This window comes from Kitasatospora sp. NPDC033851, from assembly GCF_055576085.1.
In genome coordinates this window covers 87,487-104,735 of record NZ_JBVIRL010000021.1, presented here as the reverse complement: position 1 = coordinate 104,735, position 17,249 = coordinate 87,487, and the positions used below count along the sequence as shown (strand labels likewise).

Here is a 17,249-nt window from a genome sequence, read left to right as displayed (position 1 = left end):
GGCTGGGGTGGCTGCTCATCGGGCCCGGGCCCGGCCGGCGGGCGGCGTTCGGTCGGTCGGCGGTGCTCCGTCGGTGGGGTGCGCGCCGTCGGTGGGGTGCGGGCGGTCGGTGGGGTGCGGGCGGTCGGCCTTGTGGGCGCCGTCGGTGGGCAGGGTCGGGCCGGTGATGCCGGCCGCGGTGACCCGGGTGGCGGCCCAGTCGGCGGCGGAGGCGTCGAGCAGTGCCGTCACGACGGCGGCGGGCGGCAGCTCGGCCTGGTCGCCGTGGGCGGTCAGCGCGCAGGCGGCGCTCAGGTGGCCGAGCCGCAGCCGGCGGCGCTGGTCCAGGCCCCGGACGGTGCCGGCCAGGTAACCGGCCGCGAAGGCGTCGCCCGCGCCGGTGGCCTCGACCACCTCGACGGCGAGGGCCGGCTCGGTGACCGCCGTGCCGTCCCGCTCCAGGGCGGTGACGTGCCGGTCGGCGTCCTTGACCACGAGGGTGGCGGGGGAGGGGAAGCGGCGGCGCAGGGCGGTGGGGTCGCCGGTGCCGAAGGCGGCCTGCGCCTCGTCGGCGCCGAGCAGCAGCAGGTCGGCGGCGTCCAGCAGCGGCGGCAGTACGGCCGGGTCCCGGTCGTGCCAGAGTGAGGGGCGCCAGTTGAGGTCGAAGCTGACCAGCCGGTCCGGGCGGCGGTCGGCGAACAGGGCGCGCAGCAGGGCGAGGCAGTCGTCGGAGAGCGCGGCGGTGATGCCGGACAGGTGCAGTAGACGGGCGCCGGCCAGCAGTGCGGCGGCGGCCGGGTCGGCGAGCAGTGCGGGGGAGAGCGCGGCGGCCGCGGAACCGCGCCGGTGGTAGTGCAGTCGGCTGCGGCCGGGGCCGAGGTCGTGATCGTGGCCGGTGGTGCCGCCGACCTCCTTGAGGTAGACGCCGGTCGGGCGGTGTGGGTCGACCGCGACCGCCGAGACGTCCACGCCGCGGGCGGCGACCTCGGCGACGAGCCGCCGACCGAAGCCGTCGTCGCCGACCCGGCTGACCCAGGCGGTCGGCACGCCGAGCGCGGCCAGTGCGCCGGCCACGTTGGACTCGGCGCCGCCGACGGCGAGCCGGAAGTTCTCCACCGACTCCAGTGGGCCCGGGCGGTCCGGGAGCAGGACCGCCATCGACTCGCCCACGCACACGGCCGTCGGGGGAGGACCCGGGCGGGTCGGGCCCGGGGTGTCCTGTCGCGGCATGTGCTGGGCTCCTCGTCTGCGGCCGTTCCGTCGGGTGCGGGCCGGGACTCCTGAACGTGGGTCGGGTTCGTTGAGCGTGGGTCAGTTCCGTTCGGCGTGGGTCTGAGTGGGTCGGTCCCGGTCGGCCTGGGACGGTTCCGTTGACCGTGATCCGGCGCCGATGCTAGAACCGTGCTGCCAGCATGTGCAACCCTCGTTGCGCATGTTGCAACATGGCAAATGGAGGAAGACCGTGGAGCAGACCTTCGCAAGCAGCGGCACCGGGCCGGGCATCGCCGGCGGCGCGGTGGCGGCCCTGGCCGACGAGCAGCTGGACTGGCGGTTCAAGGCCGCCCCGCCGGAGTCGTGGGGCCACACCGTGCGGGAGTGGCTGGCCACCGGCCCGACCCTCTCCTCGCTCGGCACCCCGCTGCTCACCCTCGACGCTGCCGCGCTCGAGCACAACGTCCGCACCATGGCCGACTGGTGCGCCAAGGCGGGCGTCGCGCTCGCCCCGCACGGCAAGACCACCATGGCACCCGCCCTCTGGGAGGCGCAGCTCGCCGCCGGAGCCCACGGCATCACCCTCGCCAACCTGCCCCAGGTGCGAGTCGCCAGGGCCTTCGGGGTGCAGCGGATCCTGCTCGCCAACACCCTGCTCGACCCGGCCGGACTGGCCTGGCTCGCCGACGAACTGGCCTCCGACCCGGGCTTCGCCTTCCTCTCCTGGGTCGACTCCACCGAGAGCGTGCGGCTGATGGACGAGGCACTGCGCGCCGCCGGGGCCGAACGGCCGGTCGAGGTACTGATCGAACTCGGCGGCCCCCACGGGCGGACCGGCGCCCGCGGCGTGGACGCCGCCGTCGAGGTCGCCGCCGCCGTGCTGCGCGCCCCCACCCTGCGCCTCGCGGGCGTCGGCGGGTACGAGGGCGCGCTCGCGCACGACGCCACGACCGACGGGCTGGCCACCGTCCGCGGCTACCTCCGGGCACTGGCCCAGCTCCACGGCCGGCTCGCCGGCGCCTACCCCGACGACGCGCCGCCGGTGGTCACGGCCGGGGGCAGCGCCTACTTCGACCTGGTGGTCGAGGAGTTGGCCGACCTGCCGGACGCCCTGGTGGTGCTGCGCTCTGGTGCGTACATCGCCCACGACGACGGCTTCTACCGGGGCATCTCGCCGCTCGCCCGGCACGGCGGTGAGGCACCCTTCCGCGGTGCGCTGCACGGCTGGGCCCGGGTGATCTCCCGCCCCGAGCCGCAACTCGCCCTGCTGGACGCGGGAAAGCGCGACCTGCCCTTCGACGACGGCCTGCCCGAGCCGCAACGGGTCCGCGGCGGAGCCGAGTTGACCGGGACGGCGGCCCGGATCACCGCGCTCAACGACCAGCACGCCTTCCTGCGTGACGCGGGCGACCTCGCGCCGATCGGCGCGGTGCTGCGCCTGGGCGTGTCGCACCCGTGCACCGCCTTCGACAAGTGGACGGCGATCCCGGTGCTGGACTCCGCGGACGCGGCCGAGCCGAAGGTCACCGGATTGGTCAGGACCTTCTTCTGATGGCCGGGGCGACACCGGACGGGGTGCCGGCGGGCAGGGCGAAATCGGACGGGGTGCCGGAGGTTGGGTCGAGTGCGGCCGAGGCGAGGGCGGGCGGGACGGGAGCAGGCCGATCCGGGGCACGGGCAGGCCGATCCGGGCCGGGTGCGACGGTCTTCCGGGGCGCCACCATCGTGGACGGCACCGGCGCGGACCGCTACCGGGCGGACGTACGGATCGCCGACGGCCTGATCACCGAGATCGGCGACCGCCTCGACGCGCCCGAGGTAGTGGACGCCGACGGCCTGGTCCTGGCCCCCGGCTTCATCGACATGCACGCCCACTCCGACCTCGCCCTGCTGCTCGAACCCGAGCACCCGGCCAAGGTCACCCAGGGCGTCACCTGCGAGGTCCTCGGCCAGGACGGCCTGTCCTACGCCCCGGTGGACGACACCACGCTGCCCGCGCTGCGCCGCCAACTCGCGGGCTGGAACGGCGATCCGGCCGAGCTCGACTGGGACTGGCGCGACGTCGCCGGCTACCTGGACCGGATCGACCGCACCGGCGTCGCCGTCAACGCCTGCTACCTCGTCCCGCACGGCACGCTGCGCACCCTCGTCATGGGCTGGGCCGACCGCCCGCCCACCCCGGCCGAACTCGACCGGATGCGGCAGGTGTTGGCGAGGAGCCTGCTGGACGGCGCGGTCGGCATGTCCAGCGGCCTCAGCTACACCCCCGGGATGTACGCGGACACCGCCGAACTGGTCGAGCTGTGCACCATCGTCGCGGCCTACGGCGGATTCCACGCTCCGCACCAACGCTCCTACGGTGAGGGGGCATTGGAGGGCTACGCGGAGATGGTGGAGATCTCCCGGCGGAGCGGCTGCGGGCTGCACCTGACCCACGCCACGATGAACTTCGGCGTCAACCGGGGCCGGGCCGGCGAGCTGCTGGAGCTGGTCGACGAGGCGCTCGCCGACGGCGTCGACCTCACCCTGGACAGCTACCCCTACCTGCCGGGCTCCACCACCCTGGCCGCCCTGCTGCCGAGTTGGGCCACCGAGGGCGGACCGGCGCCGACGCTGGCCAGGCTCACCGACCCGGCGCAGTGCGCCCGGATCCGGTACGAGATGGAGGAGAAGGGCAGCGACGGCTGCCACGGCGTGGTCGCCGACTGGGCGACGGTCCAGATCTCCGGCGTTCGGTCGGCGGAGCTGGCACCGGCCGTCGGCAGGACCGTCGCCGAACTCGCCGACGGGGAGCGGCGGACCGGCACGGAGGTCTTCCTCGACCTGCTGCGCCGGGACGAACTGGCCACCACGATCCTCCAGCACGTCGGGCACGAGGAGAACGTCCGGGCGATCATGCGCCACCGCGCGCACACCGCCGGCAGCGACGGACTGCTGGTCGGCGCCCGGCCGCACCCGCGGGCCTGGGGCACCTTCCCGCGTTATCTCGGCCACTACAGCCGGGAGTTGGGCCTGCTGACACTGGAGGAGACGGTCGCCCGGATGACCGGCCGGCCCGCCGCCCGGCTGGGCCTGCACCGGCGCGGCCGGATCGCCCCCGGCCACCACGCCGACCTGGTACTCCTCGACCCCGAACGGGTCCGGGACGCCGCCACCTTCGAGCACCCCCGGCGGCCCGCCGAGGGCATCGAGTGCGTGTACGTCAACGGCACCGCCGTCGTCCGGCAGGGTCGCACCACCGGCGCCCGGCCCGGGCGCGCCCTGCGCCGCACCGACCGAGGAACCCGAGCCGCATGAACTCTCTCTCAGCCCTGCGGGACGACCGGGTGATCGCGGTGGTCCGCGCTCCGCGCATCCCGGACGCCTCCGCGCTGTGCGAAGCGCTCGCCGCCGGCGGCATCGAGTGGACCGAATTCACGTACACCACACCGGATGTGACGAAGCATCTGCGTCGCGCCGCACAGGCCGGCCACCGGGTCGGTGTCGGCACCGTGCTGACCGCGGAGCAGGCCGAGCGCGGGGTCGCGGTCGGGGCGTCCTTCCTGGTCACGCCCGGCTGCCGGCCCGAGGTCGCGGAGGCGGCGAAGGCCGCCGGGGTGCCGGTGGTGCTCGGGGCGCTCACTCCGACCGAGGTGGCCCGGGCGGTGGACCTGGGGGCGGCCGCCGTCAAGATCTTCCCGGCCAGGGCGTTCGGTCCCGGCTACTTCAAGGACCTGCGCGGCCCGTACCCGGACGTCCCGCTGGTGGCCTCCGGCGGGGTGAACGCGGGCAACGCCGCCGAGTTCCTGGGGCAGGGCGCGCTCGCGGTCTGCGCGGGGACGGACGTGGTGCCGCCGGAGGCGGTCGTGGCGGGGGACTGGGCGGAGATCACCCGGCGGGCCCGGGCGTTCACGCAGGCGTGCGGGGCGCCGTAGGAGCGGGGGAGGCGGCGGGGCGAGGCGGGCTGTCGGGACGCCGTAGGAGCGGGGGGAGGCGCCGGCGGGGCGAGGCGGGCTGTCGGGACGGCCGCAATTGGACGAGAATCGGGGGCACCCGGTTCGGCCCCGGCCGAGTCCGGCCCGGCTCAGCCCCGCCCGGTGCACCCCGGGCCCCGGACCCGGTAGGAGGACCTCCGCCCATGACCTCGACCCGCCCCGGCCCCGACTGGCTCGCCGACGCCGTCCTCTACCAGATCTACCCGCAGACCTTCGCCGACTCCGACGGCGACGGCATCGGCGACTTCGCCGGCATTGCGGCGCACCTCGACCACCTCGCCTGGCTCGGCGTCGACACCGTCTGGCTCAACCCCTGCTTCGCCTCGCCGTTCCGCGACGCCGGGTACGACATCACCGACTACCTCGCCCCCGCCCCGCGCTACGGCAGCACCGAGGACCTGGTCGCGCTGGTCGAGGCCGCCCGCGGCCGGGGCATCCGGGTCCTGCTGGACCTGGTCGCCGGGCACACCTCCGACCGCCACCCCTGGTTCCTGGCCGCCGCCGAGGACCCGTCCGACCAGCGGTACATCTGGTCCGACCGCCAGGTGGACGGCTTCGTCCCCTCACCCGGCAGCCGCCCGGGCTGGTACCGGCCGAACTTCTTCGACTGTCAGCCCGCCCTCAACTTCGGCTACGCGCGCAGCAGTTCGGACGAGCCCTGGCGCCAGCCGGTGGACGCCGAGGGCCCGCGCGCCAACCGGGCGGCGCTGCGCGACATCATGGCGCACTGGCTCGGCCTCGGCGTGGCCGGCTTCCGGGTCGACATGGCGTACTCGCTGGTCAAGGACGACCCGGGCAAGGCCGAGACCGCCAAGCTCTGGACCGAGCTGCGCGACTGGCTGGACCGCGCCCACCCCCAGGCCGCGCTGCTCGCCGAGTGGGGTGACCCCTCCGCCGCCGTCGCGGCCGGCTTCCACGCGGACTTCTTCCTGCACTTCGGCGGGGAGGACCACGGCCTCCCGCTGCGCTCCCTGTGGAACAACAACGGCGGGACGGTCGAGGAGTTCTGGCAACAGGAGGCCTGCTACTTCGAGGCCGAGGGCCGCGGCACCCCGCAGCCCTTCCTGGACGCCTGGCGCTCCGCCGCCGAACTCACCGAGGGCAGCGGGCACATCGTGCTGCCGACCGCCAACCACGACTTCTCCCGGTTGGCCGCCGGTCCGCGCACCGCCGAGCAGCTCGCGCCCGCCTTCGCCTTCCTGCTCACCTGGCCCACCCTCCCGGCCGTCTACTACGGCGACGAGATCGGCATGCGCTACCTCCCCGGCCTGCCCGACACCGAGGGCAGCGTGCTGGGGCCGCGCTTCAACCGGGCCGGCTCGCGCACCCCGATGCAGTGGACGCCCGGCCCGACGGCCGGGTTCTCCAGCGCTCCGCCCGAGCGGCTGTACCTGCCGGTGGACCCGGACCCGCACCGCCCTGACGTGCTCTCCCAGCGCGCCGATCCGACGTCGCTGCTGCACACCGTCCGGCGGCTGATCGCCCTGCGTCGGGCGCACCCGGGGCTGGGTTCCGCCGGCGTGGTGGAGGTCCGGCAGGCCGGGTACCCGCTGGTGTACACCAGGGGCGGGCGGTACCTGGTGGTGGTCAATCCGCGGCGGGAGCCGGGGGTGGTGCCGCTGTCGCACCTGTTGTCGGGGCCGGCTGAGGGTGTCCGGTCGTTGGAGGCGCAGGGCGTGCGGGTGGCGGACGGGGAGCTGCGGGCGGACGGGTTCTCGTACGGGGTTTTCGAGCTGGGCTGATCGCGGGCGAAGGGGGCCGGTTGTCGGGGCCGGCTTCCGCTCGATGTCGGATGGTTGTAAGCTACATCAATAGATGGTTGCATTTACCACCTGCATTGGTTGTATTTGCCACCCTCTCGACTGTGCGAGACGCCACCGGAGGACGGTACGAACACCATGAGCACACCCCAGAACCCCGCCGCGGCGCCCACCCTGGGGCACTCGCTCAAGCACCTCGCCGTCCACCTGATCACCCCGCTGCTGATGTGCCTCGGCATGGCGCTCGCCTACCAGGGCGCCTTCCACCAGCCCGAGCCGCACCACCTCAAGGTCGCCGTCGTCGGCACCACGCCGCAGGCGCACGGCCTGGCACAGACGATCCGCGAGAAGGCCGGTGACGCGCTCGACGTCCGTACCGTCGGCGACCGGTCCGCCGCCGAGCGGCAACTGCGCGACCGCGACCTGGTCGGCGCCTTCGTCCCGGACGCCAGGAGCCCCGAGCTGATCGTGGCCAAGGGCAACTCGGACACCTCGGTGGTGGCCGCCACGGCGGTCTTCACCAACGTCACCGACCAGCAGGGCGTCCCCCTGCACGTCACCGACCTGACCACCCCCGCCAAGGGCGACCCGACCGGCCAGGGCCTGTTCTTCCTGCTGGTCGCCCTGAGCATCGGCTCGTACGCGAGCGTGGCGGCGATCGGCGCCGCCGGCGCCGCGCTGAGCGTGAAGGTCCGGGCGCTGGTCGGCGTGGCGGTCTCGCTGGTGGTCAGCGTGATCGGGATCGTCACCGCCGGGCCTCTGTTCCACGTCGTCGACCACGACCACGCCGCGATCTGGGCGCTGGGCTGGCTCTACTCGGCGGGCATCGTGCTGATCGGCATCGGCCTGCACAGCTTCCTGAAGAAGTGGACCACGCTGACGATGATGGTCCTGTTCGTGATGCTCAACTTCACCTCCTCGGGCGGTATCTACCGGCCCGAGCTGCAGAACGGCTTCTTCGGCGCCCTGCACGGCTTCTGGACCGGCGCCGGCTTCCTCGAGGGCGCGCGCAGCATCATGTACTTCGACGGCGGCGCGGGCCTCGGCGGGCACGTCGTGACCCTGCTGGTCTGGCTGCTGCTGGGCGGGGCGGCCCTGGTGGCCGCGGCGCTGTACGAGAGCCGTGGGCGCCGTCCGGTGGAGACGCCGGCGGAGGCCGAGGAGGAGATGGAGGAAGCGGTCGCGGTCTGACCGCACCCCTCGGAAAGACTTCACCCGGCGCCAGGGCATCGGCACCGGGTGAGGATTCGCGGCCCGCGCCCGGCCCTGGACAAGCCGGACGCGGGCCGCTTCACGATGCGGCCTGGTCGTGGCTCATGCGTGGTCCGTGCCGTGCGGGTCATCTGTGCCGTGCGCGTTGTCCGTGCCGTGCGCGCCGCGCGTGCCGTCGGGCGTGGCGGACCGGGTGGTGGTGCGGGTGTGACGGCTCCCGTGGGGCGGTAGCGATGCGGCGGTGACGATGACCTTCACTGGTGCAGGTCTCGGTCGCTCCGCTCCCTCCGCGTGGGCGGCTCGGTGAAGCAACAGTCCCCGCAGAGTCCGGCGTTCGGCCCGACCCGGTAGTAGAGGCAGCAGCTGTTCCGCCGGAACGCGGTGCCACGCGGCCCGGCGAGTAGCGGGCTGGTGACCAGTGTGCCGGACCCGGCCAGCGGCGGGCGGTCCAGCAGCTCCGCGACCAACGCCCGTGCCACGCCCGGCGCGTGGGCGTCCAGGACCCGCAGCGTGCCGGCCAGTGCGGAGGCGACGTTGCCGAGCAGCAGGCGCGCCGAGAGCGGGGCGGCGGCCCGGACGGCTGTCGCCAGGGGCGCCAACTGGCCTACCAGGACGGCGGAGTGGAGCTGGTCGGTGAGCGGTCCCGCGTCCGGCCGGACGGGCTCCGGCGGCGTCCAGAGATCGAGCGGGCCCTGGTCCGGGATCCGTACCCAGGCGCGCTCCAGTGTCGGGACCGTCCCCAGCAGGACGGCCGAGCCGAGGCCCACCGACCAGAAGCGGGCGGCCAGTCCCAGGTGCAGGATCGAGGCGGCGACCCGGGGTTCAGCCGTGCCGAGCCGCTGCGCCACCACCTGGAGGCGCGCGGCCAGCGGCGCGTCCGGCCCGGTGCCGTAGAGCTCGGGCAGCGGGCGGAAGCCCTCGGGCGGAGCGCCGGCGGGGGAGGTGTCCAGCGCGAAGTACGGCCCGACGGCGGCGAGTCGGTGGTACTCGGGCAACGGCGACTCGGGCGCGGGGTTCTCGGGCGTGGGGTCCTCGGGTGCGGGGTTTGACGGGTCGGGCGCGGGGTTCAACGGCCGTCCCCTGTGCGGTCGTTGGACCCCGCGCCGGCTTCGGATGGCCCGGGTGCGGTCGGGCGGTCGGGCGAAAGCGGTGGCATCGGTGGCCTCCAGGGGTCCGGGTGCTCGGGGCGCAGCAGCCGAGCGGCAGCGGCCGGGCGGCGGCGCACCGCCCCGTGCGGACCCCGGAGGACCGGGAACGCCCTGGTCGGGCGGGTGTCAGCCGCGCACGGTGAAGTCGCCACCGGTCGTGCGGATGAACGGTACCGTGCCCTGGCAGTCCGCCACCGGCAGGCCCAGCGCGCCCCAGACCCAGCCGAGCCGGTCACCGTGCCGGCCGTTGTCCTCCACCGACAGCGAGACCTTCTGGCCGACCACCTCCAGGCCCGGGAACCACGGTGCCTCGCCCTTGGTGATCACACCGGTGGCGATCGCCTCCCGGCCACCGACGCCCAGGCAGGTGATGTCGCCCTCGAAGTCGGCGACCAGCCGGCCGTCGTTGTGCACGTGGCGGACGTGGAAGTGGCCGCTGGTGCCGCCCGGGTCGGTGCTGGTGGCGGCGCGGGCGTCGACCGAGATCCGGACCGGGTCGCCGGCGAAGCCACCGAACGCGGAGGTGAGGACGGTGTCACCGGTCCCGCGCACGCTCACCGCCCCGGGGCCGCCCGCGGCTGCGGCCGGATGCGCGTCGGCGGTCGACACTGCGGAGACCGATGCTTCGGAGACCGATGCTTCGGAGCCCGGTACTGCGGAGATCGGCACCGCGGAGGCCGGTACGGCGGCGACGACCGTCGCGGCCAGCAGGAGGAGCGAGGCTGCGGCGGTGGCGAGACGACGGTTCATGACGGTTCGTCCTTCTTCGGGGTGGTTGCTTCGACGACAACGAGTCTGCCGCCGCCGGGTCGGGCAAACCTCCCGCTGCGGAGGGGAGTCGGCGGCCACCGGCTCCCTCCCGGGGAGGAGCCCCGCCTCCCCCGGGAGAGCTGCCCGTAGGCTCGGCCGGGTGCGCACCGAATCCCCGACCCGCCCCGCCCGGCCGCGTTCCGTCCGGGTCCGGCGGCCGCTCGCCGTCCTCGCCGCGCTGGTCCTGTCGGCGCCCGTCGCGCTCGCCCACCCGGGCGACCACGGCGCGGCCCTGCTGCTCGCCCTGACGGCCGCGCTCGCGGCGGTGGTGGCGCTCCTGCCGTGGCCTGCCGGACGGATCACGCTCGGCGCGGCCGCCGGGGCGGTGGCCGGCGCCTCGCTGCTGCTCGACGTGCTCTACCCGGGGCCGTACCGGCTGCCCGCGTTCTGGCTGCCCTTCGAGTGGCTCGCCCTGCTCGGGGTGCTGTTCCGGACCGTGCGTCGGCTGCCCGACCGGTGGGCCGGGCCGGTCGGCGGGCTGGTCGGGTCGGCGGCCGTCCTGCTGCCGTTGCGGTTCGCCCTCCGCACGCCCCAGGGCGGCGCGGCCGGCCCGGTGATCAGCGTGCTGCTCTCCCTGCTGCCGGTGCTCGGCGTCGCGGGGGTGGCCCTCTACCTGCGTGTCCTGGACGCCCGCCGGGAGCGGGCCGTCGTGTGGGCCCGGCGCGAGCAGCGGCTCGAAGTGGCCCGGGGGCTGCACGACTTCGTCGCCCACGAGATCACCGGCATTGTGCTGGAAGCCCAGGCCGGTCAACTCCCGGGCCAGGACGCGGAGGAGACCGCCGTGCTGCTGCGCCGCCTGGAGGAGGCCGGGCTGCGGGCGCTGGATTCGATGGACGAGATGGTCGGGGCCCTGCGCGATGGCCCGGACGGGCAGGGCGAGCGGTCCGCCGGGGCGGCCGCGACGACGCGCCGCCTGGGCCTGGCCGATCTCCCCGAGCTGGTCGCCCGCTTCGGTACGACGGGCGGGCCGGGGGCCACCGTCGACGTGGCCCCCGACGCCGTCGACGTGCTCCCCGCCGAGACCCAGGCGACCGCCTACGCCGTCGTGCTGGAGGCCCTCACCAACATCCGCCGCCACGCCCCGCAGGCCACCGAGGTCGCCGTACGGGTGGCCCCCGGTCGGGACGGCGCCGTCGAGGTGACGGTCACCGACAACGCGGGCCCCGCCCGCAAGCCGCTGCTGCGCCGCCGCCCGGGCTCCGGCGGCACCGGACTGGCCGGCCTCACCGCCCGCACCGCCGCCCATGGTGGCGCGTTGACCGCGGGCCCGGTCGAGCCCGCGGGTTGGCGGGTCAGCTGCACGCTGCCGGGGCGGTAGCGCGCTAGGCACGGCACCGGCCGAGGGGGCTCGGCCGGCGTTCGCCGCTTCCGTGCGTGCCGTGCGTGTGGCGCGTGCCGTGCGTGTGGCGAGTGTGGCGCGTGCCACGCGTGCGGAGCGGGTCGGGCATTCCGGGCGGTCAGCGGCCCCGGCCGCCGCCGCGGGCGCCGCGCGGGCGGGTCAGGGTGAAGCGGTCGACGGGGACCAGGTCGCCGTACGGGCCGCTGACGGAGTAGTAGGTGACGTCGATGGTGGTCCGCCCACCGCGCTCACCCGGGTTGACGTCGAAGGACGCGAAGCCGTACGGGTTGTCGGCGTCGCGGAAGGCCGACCAGGGGGCGTCCTCGATCACGTACACCGGCGGGCGCTTGCCGGTGGCCGGGTCGGCGGCGCCGACGCCGGTGATGACGCGGGCCTTCGGGGGGTTGAAGAACAGCTGGTTGGACGGGGCCGAGGTGCCGCCTCCGCCGATCACCATGTGGACGGTGCCCTTGGTGGTGTCGATGGTCTGGGTGCCGGTGGCGACCGGGATCGGGGTGCGGGTGTCGGTCGGCTGCTGGCCGCGGATCGGGTGGGAGCGCTCGTAGTGGTGCTCGTGGCCGCAGACCACCAGGTCCACGCCGTACTTGTCGAACAGCGGCACCCAGGCCTCGCGTACGCCGAGGTCGGCACCGTTGAACTTGTCGGCGGTGGAGATCACCACCTGGTGCATGCAGACCACGATCCAGTCGATCTCCGGGTCCGCGTTCGCCGCGGCCAACTCCCGCTCCAGCCAGCGCTGCTGGGCGCCGCCGGAGTAGCCGTGGACGTAGGAGTTGCCGCCGTCCTGCAGGGCCACGTCGTCGTTGTTGAGGCTGATGACGCGTACCGAGCCGGCGGTGAACGAGTACCAGAGGCCGTGCAGTTCGTCGTCCGAGCCGGAGCCCGGCAGGTCGAAGTAGGCCTGGTAGGCGCCGTAGCCGATCGGGCCGTTGCCCTTCTCGTTCTCGTGGTTGCCGGCCGCGGGCATCCAGGGGCGGTGGCGGGCGGAGCGGGTGTTGTTCTCGAACCAGTCGGACCAGGTGCGGACCCGGTCGGTGGAGATGTTCGCGTAGCAGAGGTCGCCGTTGAGCAGGTGGAACAGTGGGGCGATCCGCTCGACCCCGGCGGTGGTGTCGCCGGCGGCGGGGCTGCCGAGGTTGTCGTTGACGTAGCCGTTGGCGGTCTTCTTTCCGAGGGTGGGGGTGCCCTGGTCGCCGAAGCTGGTGAAGGTGAAGGCGGACCGGCCGCGCGGGGCGGTGCGGACGGTGCCGAGCTCGGGGGTGGTGCCGTCGTGGACGGCCGCGTAGACGTAGTCCGTGTCGGGGTGCAGGCCGGTCAGCCGGGCGTGGTGCACCTGGACCTCGGTGCCGGAGGCGGCGTCCCGGTAGGTGCGGGTCGCGGCCTGCGTGGTCCGGCCGAAGCCGCCGTTCGAAGTCCCGTACATCACCCGCGGGTTGGCGACGGACCTGGTGGTGTGCCACGACACCACCACCTCGCGCGAGGCGTCCGAGCCGAACTGGAGGTGCAGACCGGCCACCCGCGGGGCACCGGAGCGCCCGGGCCGCTGCCACAGCAGCGGCGAGGCCGCGGGGGCGGCGGGGGCAGCGGCGGCGGGAGTGGCCGCGAGGCCGGAGAGGGACACGGCGCCGCCGAGGCCGAGGCCGAGGCCGGAGGCGCCGGCCAGGAGGCCGCGCCGGCTGACGGGGAGACGTCCACTGGAAGCGTTCATGGCGGTCAGCTCACCGTACGGAGGTGAACCGCGCCGGGGTCGCCGCGTGAATTTTCCGGCGGGCCGTACAGGGGTTGCCGGGGGAGCTTCCCGGCGGGCTGCGTGTGACGGATCGCGTGGCAGACTGCTGGGCGTGACGAGCGCGAACGGCGAGTGCCCGCGGGTGATCCGCACCCTGATCGCGGACGACCAGGAGGCCGTGCGGCGCGGCGTGCGGCGGATCCTGGAGGCCCAGCCGGACATCGAGGTGGTGGGGGAGGCCGCGGACGGGCTGGCCGCGCTGCGGCTGGCGGCCGAACTGCGGCCGGACGTCGCACTGGTGGACATCCGGATGCCGCGGATGGACGGGCTGGAGCTGACCCGGCGGCTGGCCGGGCCGGGGGTGGCCGAGCCGGTGCGGGTGGTGGTGCTGACCACCTTCGACTTGGACGAGTACGTGTACCCGGCGCTGCAGTACGGGGCTTCGGGGTTCCTGCTGAAGCGTTCCGGCCCGGCGCTGTTGGCCGAGGCGGTGCGGGCGGCGGCGGACGGGGAGAGTCTGATCAGCCCGTCGGTCACGGTCCGGCTGCTGCGGCACGTGACGGCGCCGCGCCGGCCGGAGCGCCGGGGGCCCGCGGCCGCGGCGCCGTTGACCGAGCGGGAGGTGGAGATCGCCGGGCAGGTCGCGGCGGGCCGCACGAACGCGGACATCGCCGCGGAGCTGTTCATCTCGCCGGGCACGGTGAAGACCCACGTCGCCAGCATCCAGCGCAAGCTCGGGGTGGCGAACCGGGTCGGGATCGCCGTGCACGCCTGGGAGATGGGCTACGCCGTACCGAACTAGGCATACCGAACCGGCGGTACTGATCCAGCGGTACTGATTCAGCGGTGCCGAACGGACCGCGCCGAACGGGCCGTGCCGTACGGGCGGTACGAACGAGTGGCCCGGATGGACATGCTCGGCTGTGCACATGGACGGCGCGTCCACGGAGCCGAGGGGATGCTCCGTGGACGCGGGGAACCTACGAGGTGGGGGCGGCCTCCGGACTTGACGTCCTCCGGCCAGTAGTTCGATCGTCGACCGAGGTAGAAAACCAGCGGCAGACCCTGATCCGTCTCGATCTGTCGCCACTGCCTCCTGCGGTCGAACTTCCTTCAGCTACCTCGCAGGTCCATTTCCCATCATGCGCCTCGTACGCCGTGTGCACCAGGGGTGAACAGCATGAATTCGGGCAATTTTCGCAAATCGATCAATGCGGAGAATCGATCACCGGGGGGCGGTTCAGGACCGCGGCCACCCGTCCACGAAGCTCAGCGTCCGGTGGTACGGCCCCTCGGGCCCGGTACTGCGGTAGTCCTCCGTGCTGCTGCCGGTGCGGACGGTGCGGTCGCCGTCGTGGCGTTGGGCGGTCGGGCGCAGGGTGTGGTCGACGGTGGAGCGCTCGGTGACGTGGCCGCCGGTCGCCGTGCCGGCCTCGCGGTGGTAGCCGAGGTCCATGGCGGTGGTCTGGTCGGTGTTGCCGGCCGCGTCGTGGCTCACCTTGTAGGTGACGTCCAGCGGTTCGCCCTCGTGGACGGTGGTGGTGCGGTGCGGTCCGCCGCCCCAGGTCGAGGTGGTGCGGGTGAGGTCGGTGCCGTTGTGCAGCGTCACGTCGTTGCCGCTGTCGCGCAGTTGCTGGCCGGAGCGGAAGGAGAGGTCGTCGCGGACCTCGGTGGTGATCCGGCCGTGCGAGGTCTGCACCCAGCCCCGGGCGAGATCGTGCCGGGCGGCGGTGACGGTCCAGTCGCCGCTGCCGCCGCCCTGGTCGGCGAGCGCGGTGCTCACGGCGGCCTCGGGGGCGACCCGGTGGTCGGTGAGCTGCCCGGTGGTGCGGGCGGCGCCGTGGTCGACCTCGGCGAACAGGTTGACCTGGCCGGTCCAGGTGTCGTTGCTCTGCGCCTCGGACGCGTTGACCGTGACGCCGACGGTGTGCGGGCGGCCGTCGAGCAGCAGGCCGACGTACGGGGTGAGGTCGAGCCGGTAGGCGGGCAGGTCGAAGGCGAAGATACCGGGGACGGGCCGCCAGAGCAGCGGGTCCCAGCCGCCGGTGTAGATCACCGGGTACGGCCAGACCGCGCCGGCCACCCGGCCGTCCACGGTGAGGCGCAGCTCGCGGAACGGGCCCTTGCCGCAGAGGCCGAGGCCCGGGTTGGCGGTGACGAAGGCGTCCGGCGCGGAGGCGTACGCGAACTCCTCGCAGGCGCCGCCGCCCCGGGTGTAGACCTCGGCGGTGAGGCGTTCGAGGTTCTGCGGGAAGGTGAGTTCGCGCCCGGCGGCGGGGGCGGCCTGGGTGAGCGCGAACGGTCCGGTGGTGAGCAGCCGGTCGGCGCCGCGGGCGGCCGGCCAGCGATCGTTCGCGGTGTAGAAGGTCAGGGTCGCGCTGATCGTGAAGACGCCGGTGTAGGTGGCGTCGGTGACGTTGGCGAGGTCGAAGGAGAAGTCCTGCGGACCGGACGCGAACAGCGGGGCGTAGCGGGTGACGTCGTGCTCGACGTTCCACTCGATGCCGTCCTTGGACGGCTCCGGGGTGGAGGAGAGCAGCACCTGGACGCCGCCGACCCGGACGCTGAACATCCGGTCGAACTGCCGCCCGGCGACCTGCCCGTGGAGGTCCAGCACCACCGCCGACCACGGGCCCGCGCAGTCGGCGGGCGGGGTGAGGGTGGCGGTGTACGGGGTGTCGGGCGGGTTACCGTACCCGTTGCGGAACTCGCGCTGGTGCATCGCCTCGACGGTGCAGGAGCGGGTGTCGGGACGGGTGAGGGGCTTGGTGGCGGTGACCGGGTCGTGGTAGTCGGTGCCGAAGTCGGCGTGGGCGGGGCCGGCGGCGGTGAGGGTGCCGGCGAGGGTGAGCGCGGCGGCACCGAGTAAACCGGCGGCGCGGCGGAGCAGTGGGCGCAGGGTCAAGGCGGATCCCCGGGGTCGGGCGGCCCGTGGCGCTGCCGCGGGCCGGAGGGATGATCCGGCATCCTTCCGGCGGTGGCATGCCAGCGTCAAGGGTGGTGGTCGGGGGTGGTGGTCAGGGGTGCGTGGTGGGGGCCGTGGTCGGCGGTGCCGGGTCGGGGCGCGGCTACTGCTCCTCGAGCGCCGCCGCCTCCTGCCGGATGAGGTCCCGCAGGGTGGCCAGCCGGGGTCGCCGGTCGTCCAGCCGCCACTGCATCTCCAGCGGCAGGGTGGCCCGCCCCTCCAGCCGTACGGTGGCCACGTCCTCGGTGAGGTGGCCGGTCATCGAGCCGGGCACCAGCGAGAAGGCGCGGTTGCGGGCGAGCAGGTAGAGCCGGGACCCGACGATCCGGGGCGGGCTGACCAGCACCGGCGGGTCCACGCCGTGGTCCCCGCAGAGGCCGAGCACGTGGTCGTAGTAGCGGGGGTGCTGTTCGCGCGGCCACAACAGCAGGGGCAGGTCGCGCAGTTCGGCCAGGCCCAGGCCGGTCCGGCCGGCCAGCGGGTGGTCCCGGCCGAGCGCGACCAGCACCGGCTCGTCGGCGATCCGCTCCAGTCGGTAGCCGGCCACCTCGTCCAGGAAGCGGCCGAGCCCGATGTCGGCGAGTTCGGCGGCCAGGGTGGCGGAAACCTGGCCGGTGTCCACGGCGAGTTCGGCGGTGTCGAGCGCGGGCAGTTCCTGCTCGGCCCGGCTGACCACGGCGGGCAGCAGCCGGTTCACCACGCTCGGCGAGGCGACGATCCGGGCGGTGCCCACCCGGGACTCCTCGTGCAGCCGGACCCGGGTCAGCATCGCCTCGGCCTGGCCGAGCAGCCGCGCGCTCTCGGTGGCCATCACCGCGCCGGCCTCGGTGAGCGCGACGGAGCGGCGGCTGCGGTCGAACAGCTCGACGCCGACCGTCCGCTCCAGCCGGGCGACCTCCTGGCTGACCGTCGGCTGCGAGATGTGCAGCCGTTCGGCGGCCCTTCCGAAGTGCAGCGTCTCGGCGACGGTCAGGAAGACCTCCAGCTGACGCAAGGTGAAACCCATGGTCGTCAGGGTAGGCGAAGGGGTGGACGAACCAATAGCTGACGGCCTATCGGAAGCCCCAGGACTCATTCTGGATTCCGATGCGAGCCGTCCA

At 74.3% G+C, this 17,249-nt stretch carries 13 protein-coding genes; 7 read left to right on the top strand and 6 right to left on the bottom strand.

Annotated elements, in window-relative coordinates; translation table 11 throughout:
- Positions 1-15: 15 nt before the first annotated feature.
- Complete coding sequence (locus ACZ51D_RS32325; RefSeq protein WP_465664273.1) at positions 16-1,209, bottom strand: sugar kinase; 1,194 nt, start codon at positions 1,207-1,209, stop codon at positions 16-18.
- A 232-nt stretch (positions 1,210-1,441) separates the two neighbouring features.
- Here ACZ51D_RS32325 and ACZ51D_RS32320 point away from each other — a divergent pair, with 232 nt between their 5' ends.
- From ACZ51D_RS32320 to ACZ51D_RS32300, 5 genes are all read left to right on the top strand, one after another.
- The gene (locus ACZ51D_RS32320; RefSeq protein WP_465623293.1) at positions 1,442-2,743 is read left to right on the top strand and encodes an alanine racemase; all 1,302 of its coding nucleotides are present in this window, start codon (positions 1,442-1,444) and stop codon (positions 2,741-2,743) included.
- Between the two features lie 173 nt (positions 2,744-2,916).
- The gene (locus tag ACZ51D_RS32315) at positions 2,917-4,488 is read left to right on the top strand and encodes an N-acyl-D-amino-acid deacylase family protein (RefSeq protein ID WP_465623295.1); all 1,572 of its coding nucleotides are present in this window, start codon (positions 2,917-2,919) and stop codon (positions 4,486-4,488) included.
- A complete protein-coding gene (locus tag ACZ51D_RS32310; protein WP_360503128.1) occupies positions 4,485-5,105 on the top strand; it encodes a bifunctional 4-hydroxy-2-oxoglutarate aldolase/2-dehydro-3-deoxy-phosphogluconate aldolase in 621 nt (206 codons plus the stop codon). The genes ACZ51D_RS32315 and ACZ51D_RS32310 overlap by 4 nt, the downstream gene beginning before the upstream one ends.
- A gap of 203 nt (positions 5,106-5,308) precedes the next feature.
- On the top strand, positions 5,309-6,907 hold the full coding sequence (locus ACZ51D_RS32305) for an alpha-amylase family glycosyl hydrolase (RefSeq protein ID WP_465623299.1): 1,599 nt from the start codon (positions 5,309-5,311) through the stop codon (positions 6,905-6,907).
- Positions 6,908-7,063: 156 nt separating this feature from the next.
- The gene (locus ACZ51D_RS32300; RefSeq protein ID WP_465664272.1) at positions 7,064-8,116 is read left to right on the top strand and encodes a hypothetical protein; all 1,053 of its coding nucleotides are present in this window, start codon (positions 7,064-7,066) and stop codon (positions 8,114-8,116) included.
- Positions 8,117-8,391: 275 nt separating this feature from the next.
- Here ACZ51D_RS32300 and ACZ51D_RS32295 read toward each other — a convergent pair whose 3' ends face one another.
- A complete protein-coding gene (locus ACZ51D_RS32295) occupies positions 8,392-9,207 on the bottom strand; it encodes a (2Fe-2S)-binding protein (protein ID WP_465664271.1) in 816 nt (271 codons plus the stop codon).
- A gap of 204 nt (positions 9,208-9,411) precedes the next feature.
- Positions 9,412-10,035: a hypothetical protein gene (locus ACZ51D_RS32290; protein WP_465623303.1), complete on the bottom strand. Its 624-nt coding sequence runs from the start codon at positions 10,033-10,035 to the stop codon at positions 9,412-9,414.
- A 160-nt stretch (positions 10,036-10,195) separates the two neighbouring features.
- On the opposite strand from ACZ51D_RS32290, the gene ACZ51D_RS32285 reads away from it, so the two are divergent.
- Positions 10,196-11,413 (top strand): sensor histidine kinase, encoded by a 1,218-nt coding sequence (locus tag ACZ51D_RS32285; RefSeq protein WP_465623304.1) that lies wholly within the window; start codon positions 10,196-10,198, stop codon positions 11,411-11,413.
- A 139-nt stretch (positions 11,414-11,552) separates the two neighbouring features.
- On the opposite strand, the gene ACZ51D_RS32280 is transcribed toward ACZ51D_RS32285, so the two are convergent.
- Complete coding sequence (locus ACZ51D_RS32280) at positions 11,553-13,163, bottom strand: purple acid phosphatase family protein (RefSeq protein ID WP_465664270.1); 1,611 nt, start codon at positions 13,161-13,163, stop codon at positions 11,553-11,555.
- Between the two features lie 133 nt (positions 13,164-13,296).
- Between ACZ51D_RS32280 and ACZ51D_RS32275 the strand changes: the two genes are divergently transcribed.
- The gene (locus ACZ51D_RS32275; RefSeq protein ID WP_360503148.1) at positions 13,297-13,986 is read left to right on the top strand and encodes a response regulator transcription factor; all 690 of its coding nucleotides are present in this window, start codon (positions 13,297-13,299) and stop codon (positions 13,984-13,986) included.
- 438 nt (positions 13,987-14,424) lie between these two features.
- Here the strand turns inward: ACZ51D_RS32275 and ACZ51D_RS32270 are convergent, their stop codons facing one another.
- On the bottom strand, positions 14,425-16,089 hold the full coding sequence (locus tag ACZ51D_RS32270; RefSeq protein WP_465623307.1) for a peptide-N4-asparagine amidase: 1,665 nt from the start codon (positions 16,087-16,089) through the stop codon (positions 14,425-14,427).
- Between the two features lie 163 nt (positions 16,090-16,252).
- Entirely contained in the window at positions 16,253-17,155 is a 903-nt protein-coding gene (locus tag ACZ51D_RS32265) for a LysR family transcriptional regulator (RefSeq protein ID WP_465623308.1), read from the bottom strand.
- Between the last annotated feature and the right edge of the window lie 94 nt (positions 17,156-17,249).

What these genes read in the sequence shown, in the direction of transcription:
- ACZ51D_RS32265 (WP_465623308.1), bottom strand. Translation starts at nt 17,155, where the DNA reads ATGGGTTTCACCTTGCGTCAGCTGGAGGTCTTCCTGACCGTCGCCGAG.
- ACZ51D_RS32290 (WP_465623303.1), bottom strand. Translation starts at nt 10,035, where the DNA reads ATGAACCGTCGTCTCGCCACCGCCGCAGCCTCGCTCCTCCTGCTGGCC.
- ACZ51D_RS32310 (WP_360503128.1), top strand. Translation starts at nt 4,485, where the DNA reads ATGAACTCTCTCTCAGCCCTGCGGGACGACCGGGTGATCGCGGTGGTC.
- ACZ51D_RS32325 (WP_465664273.1), bottom strand. Translation starts at nt 1,209, where the DNA reads ATGCCGCGACAGGACACCCCGGGCCCGACCCGCCCGGGTCCTCCCCCG.
- ACZ51D_RS32280 (WP_465664270.1), bottom strand. Translation starts at nt 13,163, where the DNA reads ATGAACGCTTCCAGTGGACGTCTCCCCGTCAGCCGGCGCGGCCTCCTG.
- ACZ51D_RS32305 (WP_465623299.1), top strand. Translation starts at nt 5,309, where the DNA reads ATGACCTCGACCCGCCCCGGCCCCGACTGGCTCGCCGACGCCGTCCTC.
- ACZ51D_RS32300 (WP_465664272.1), top strand. Translation starts at nt 7,064, where the DNA reads ATGAGCACACCCCAGAACCCCGCCGCGGCGCCCACCCTGGGGCACTCG.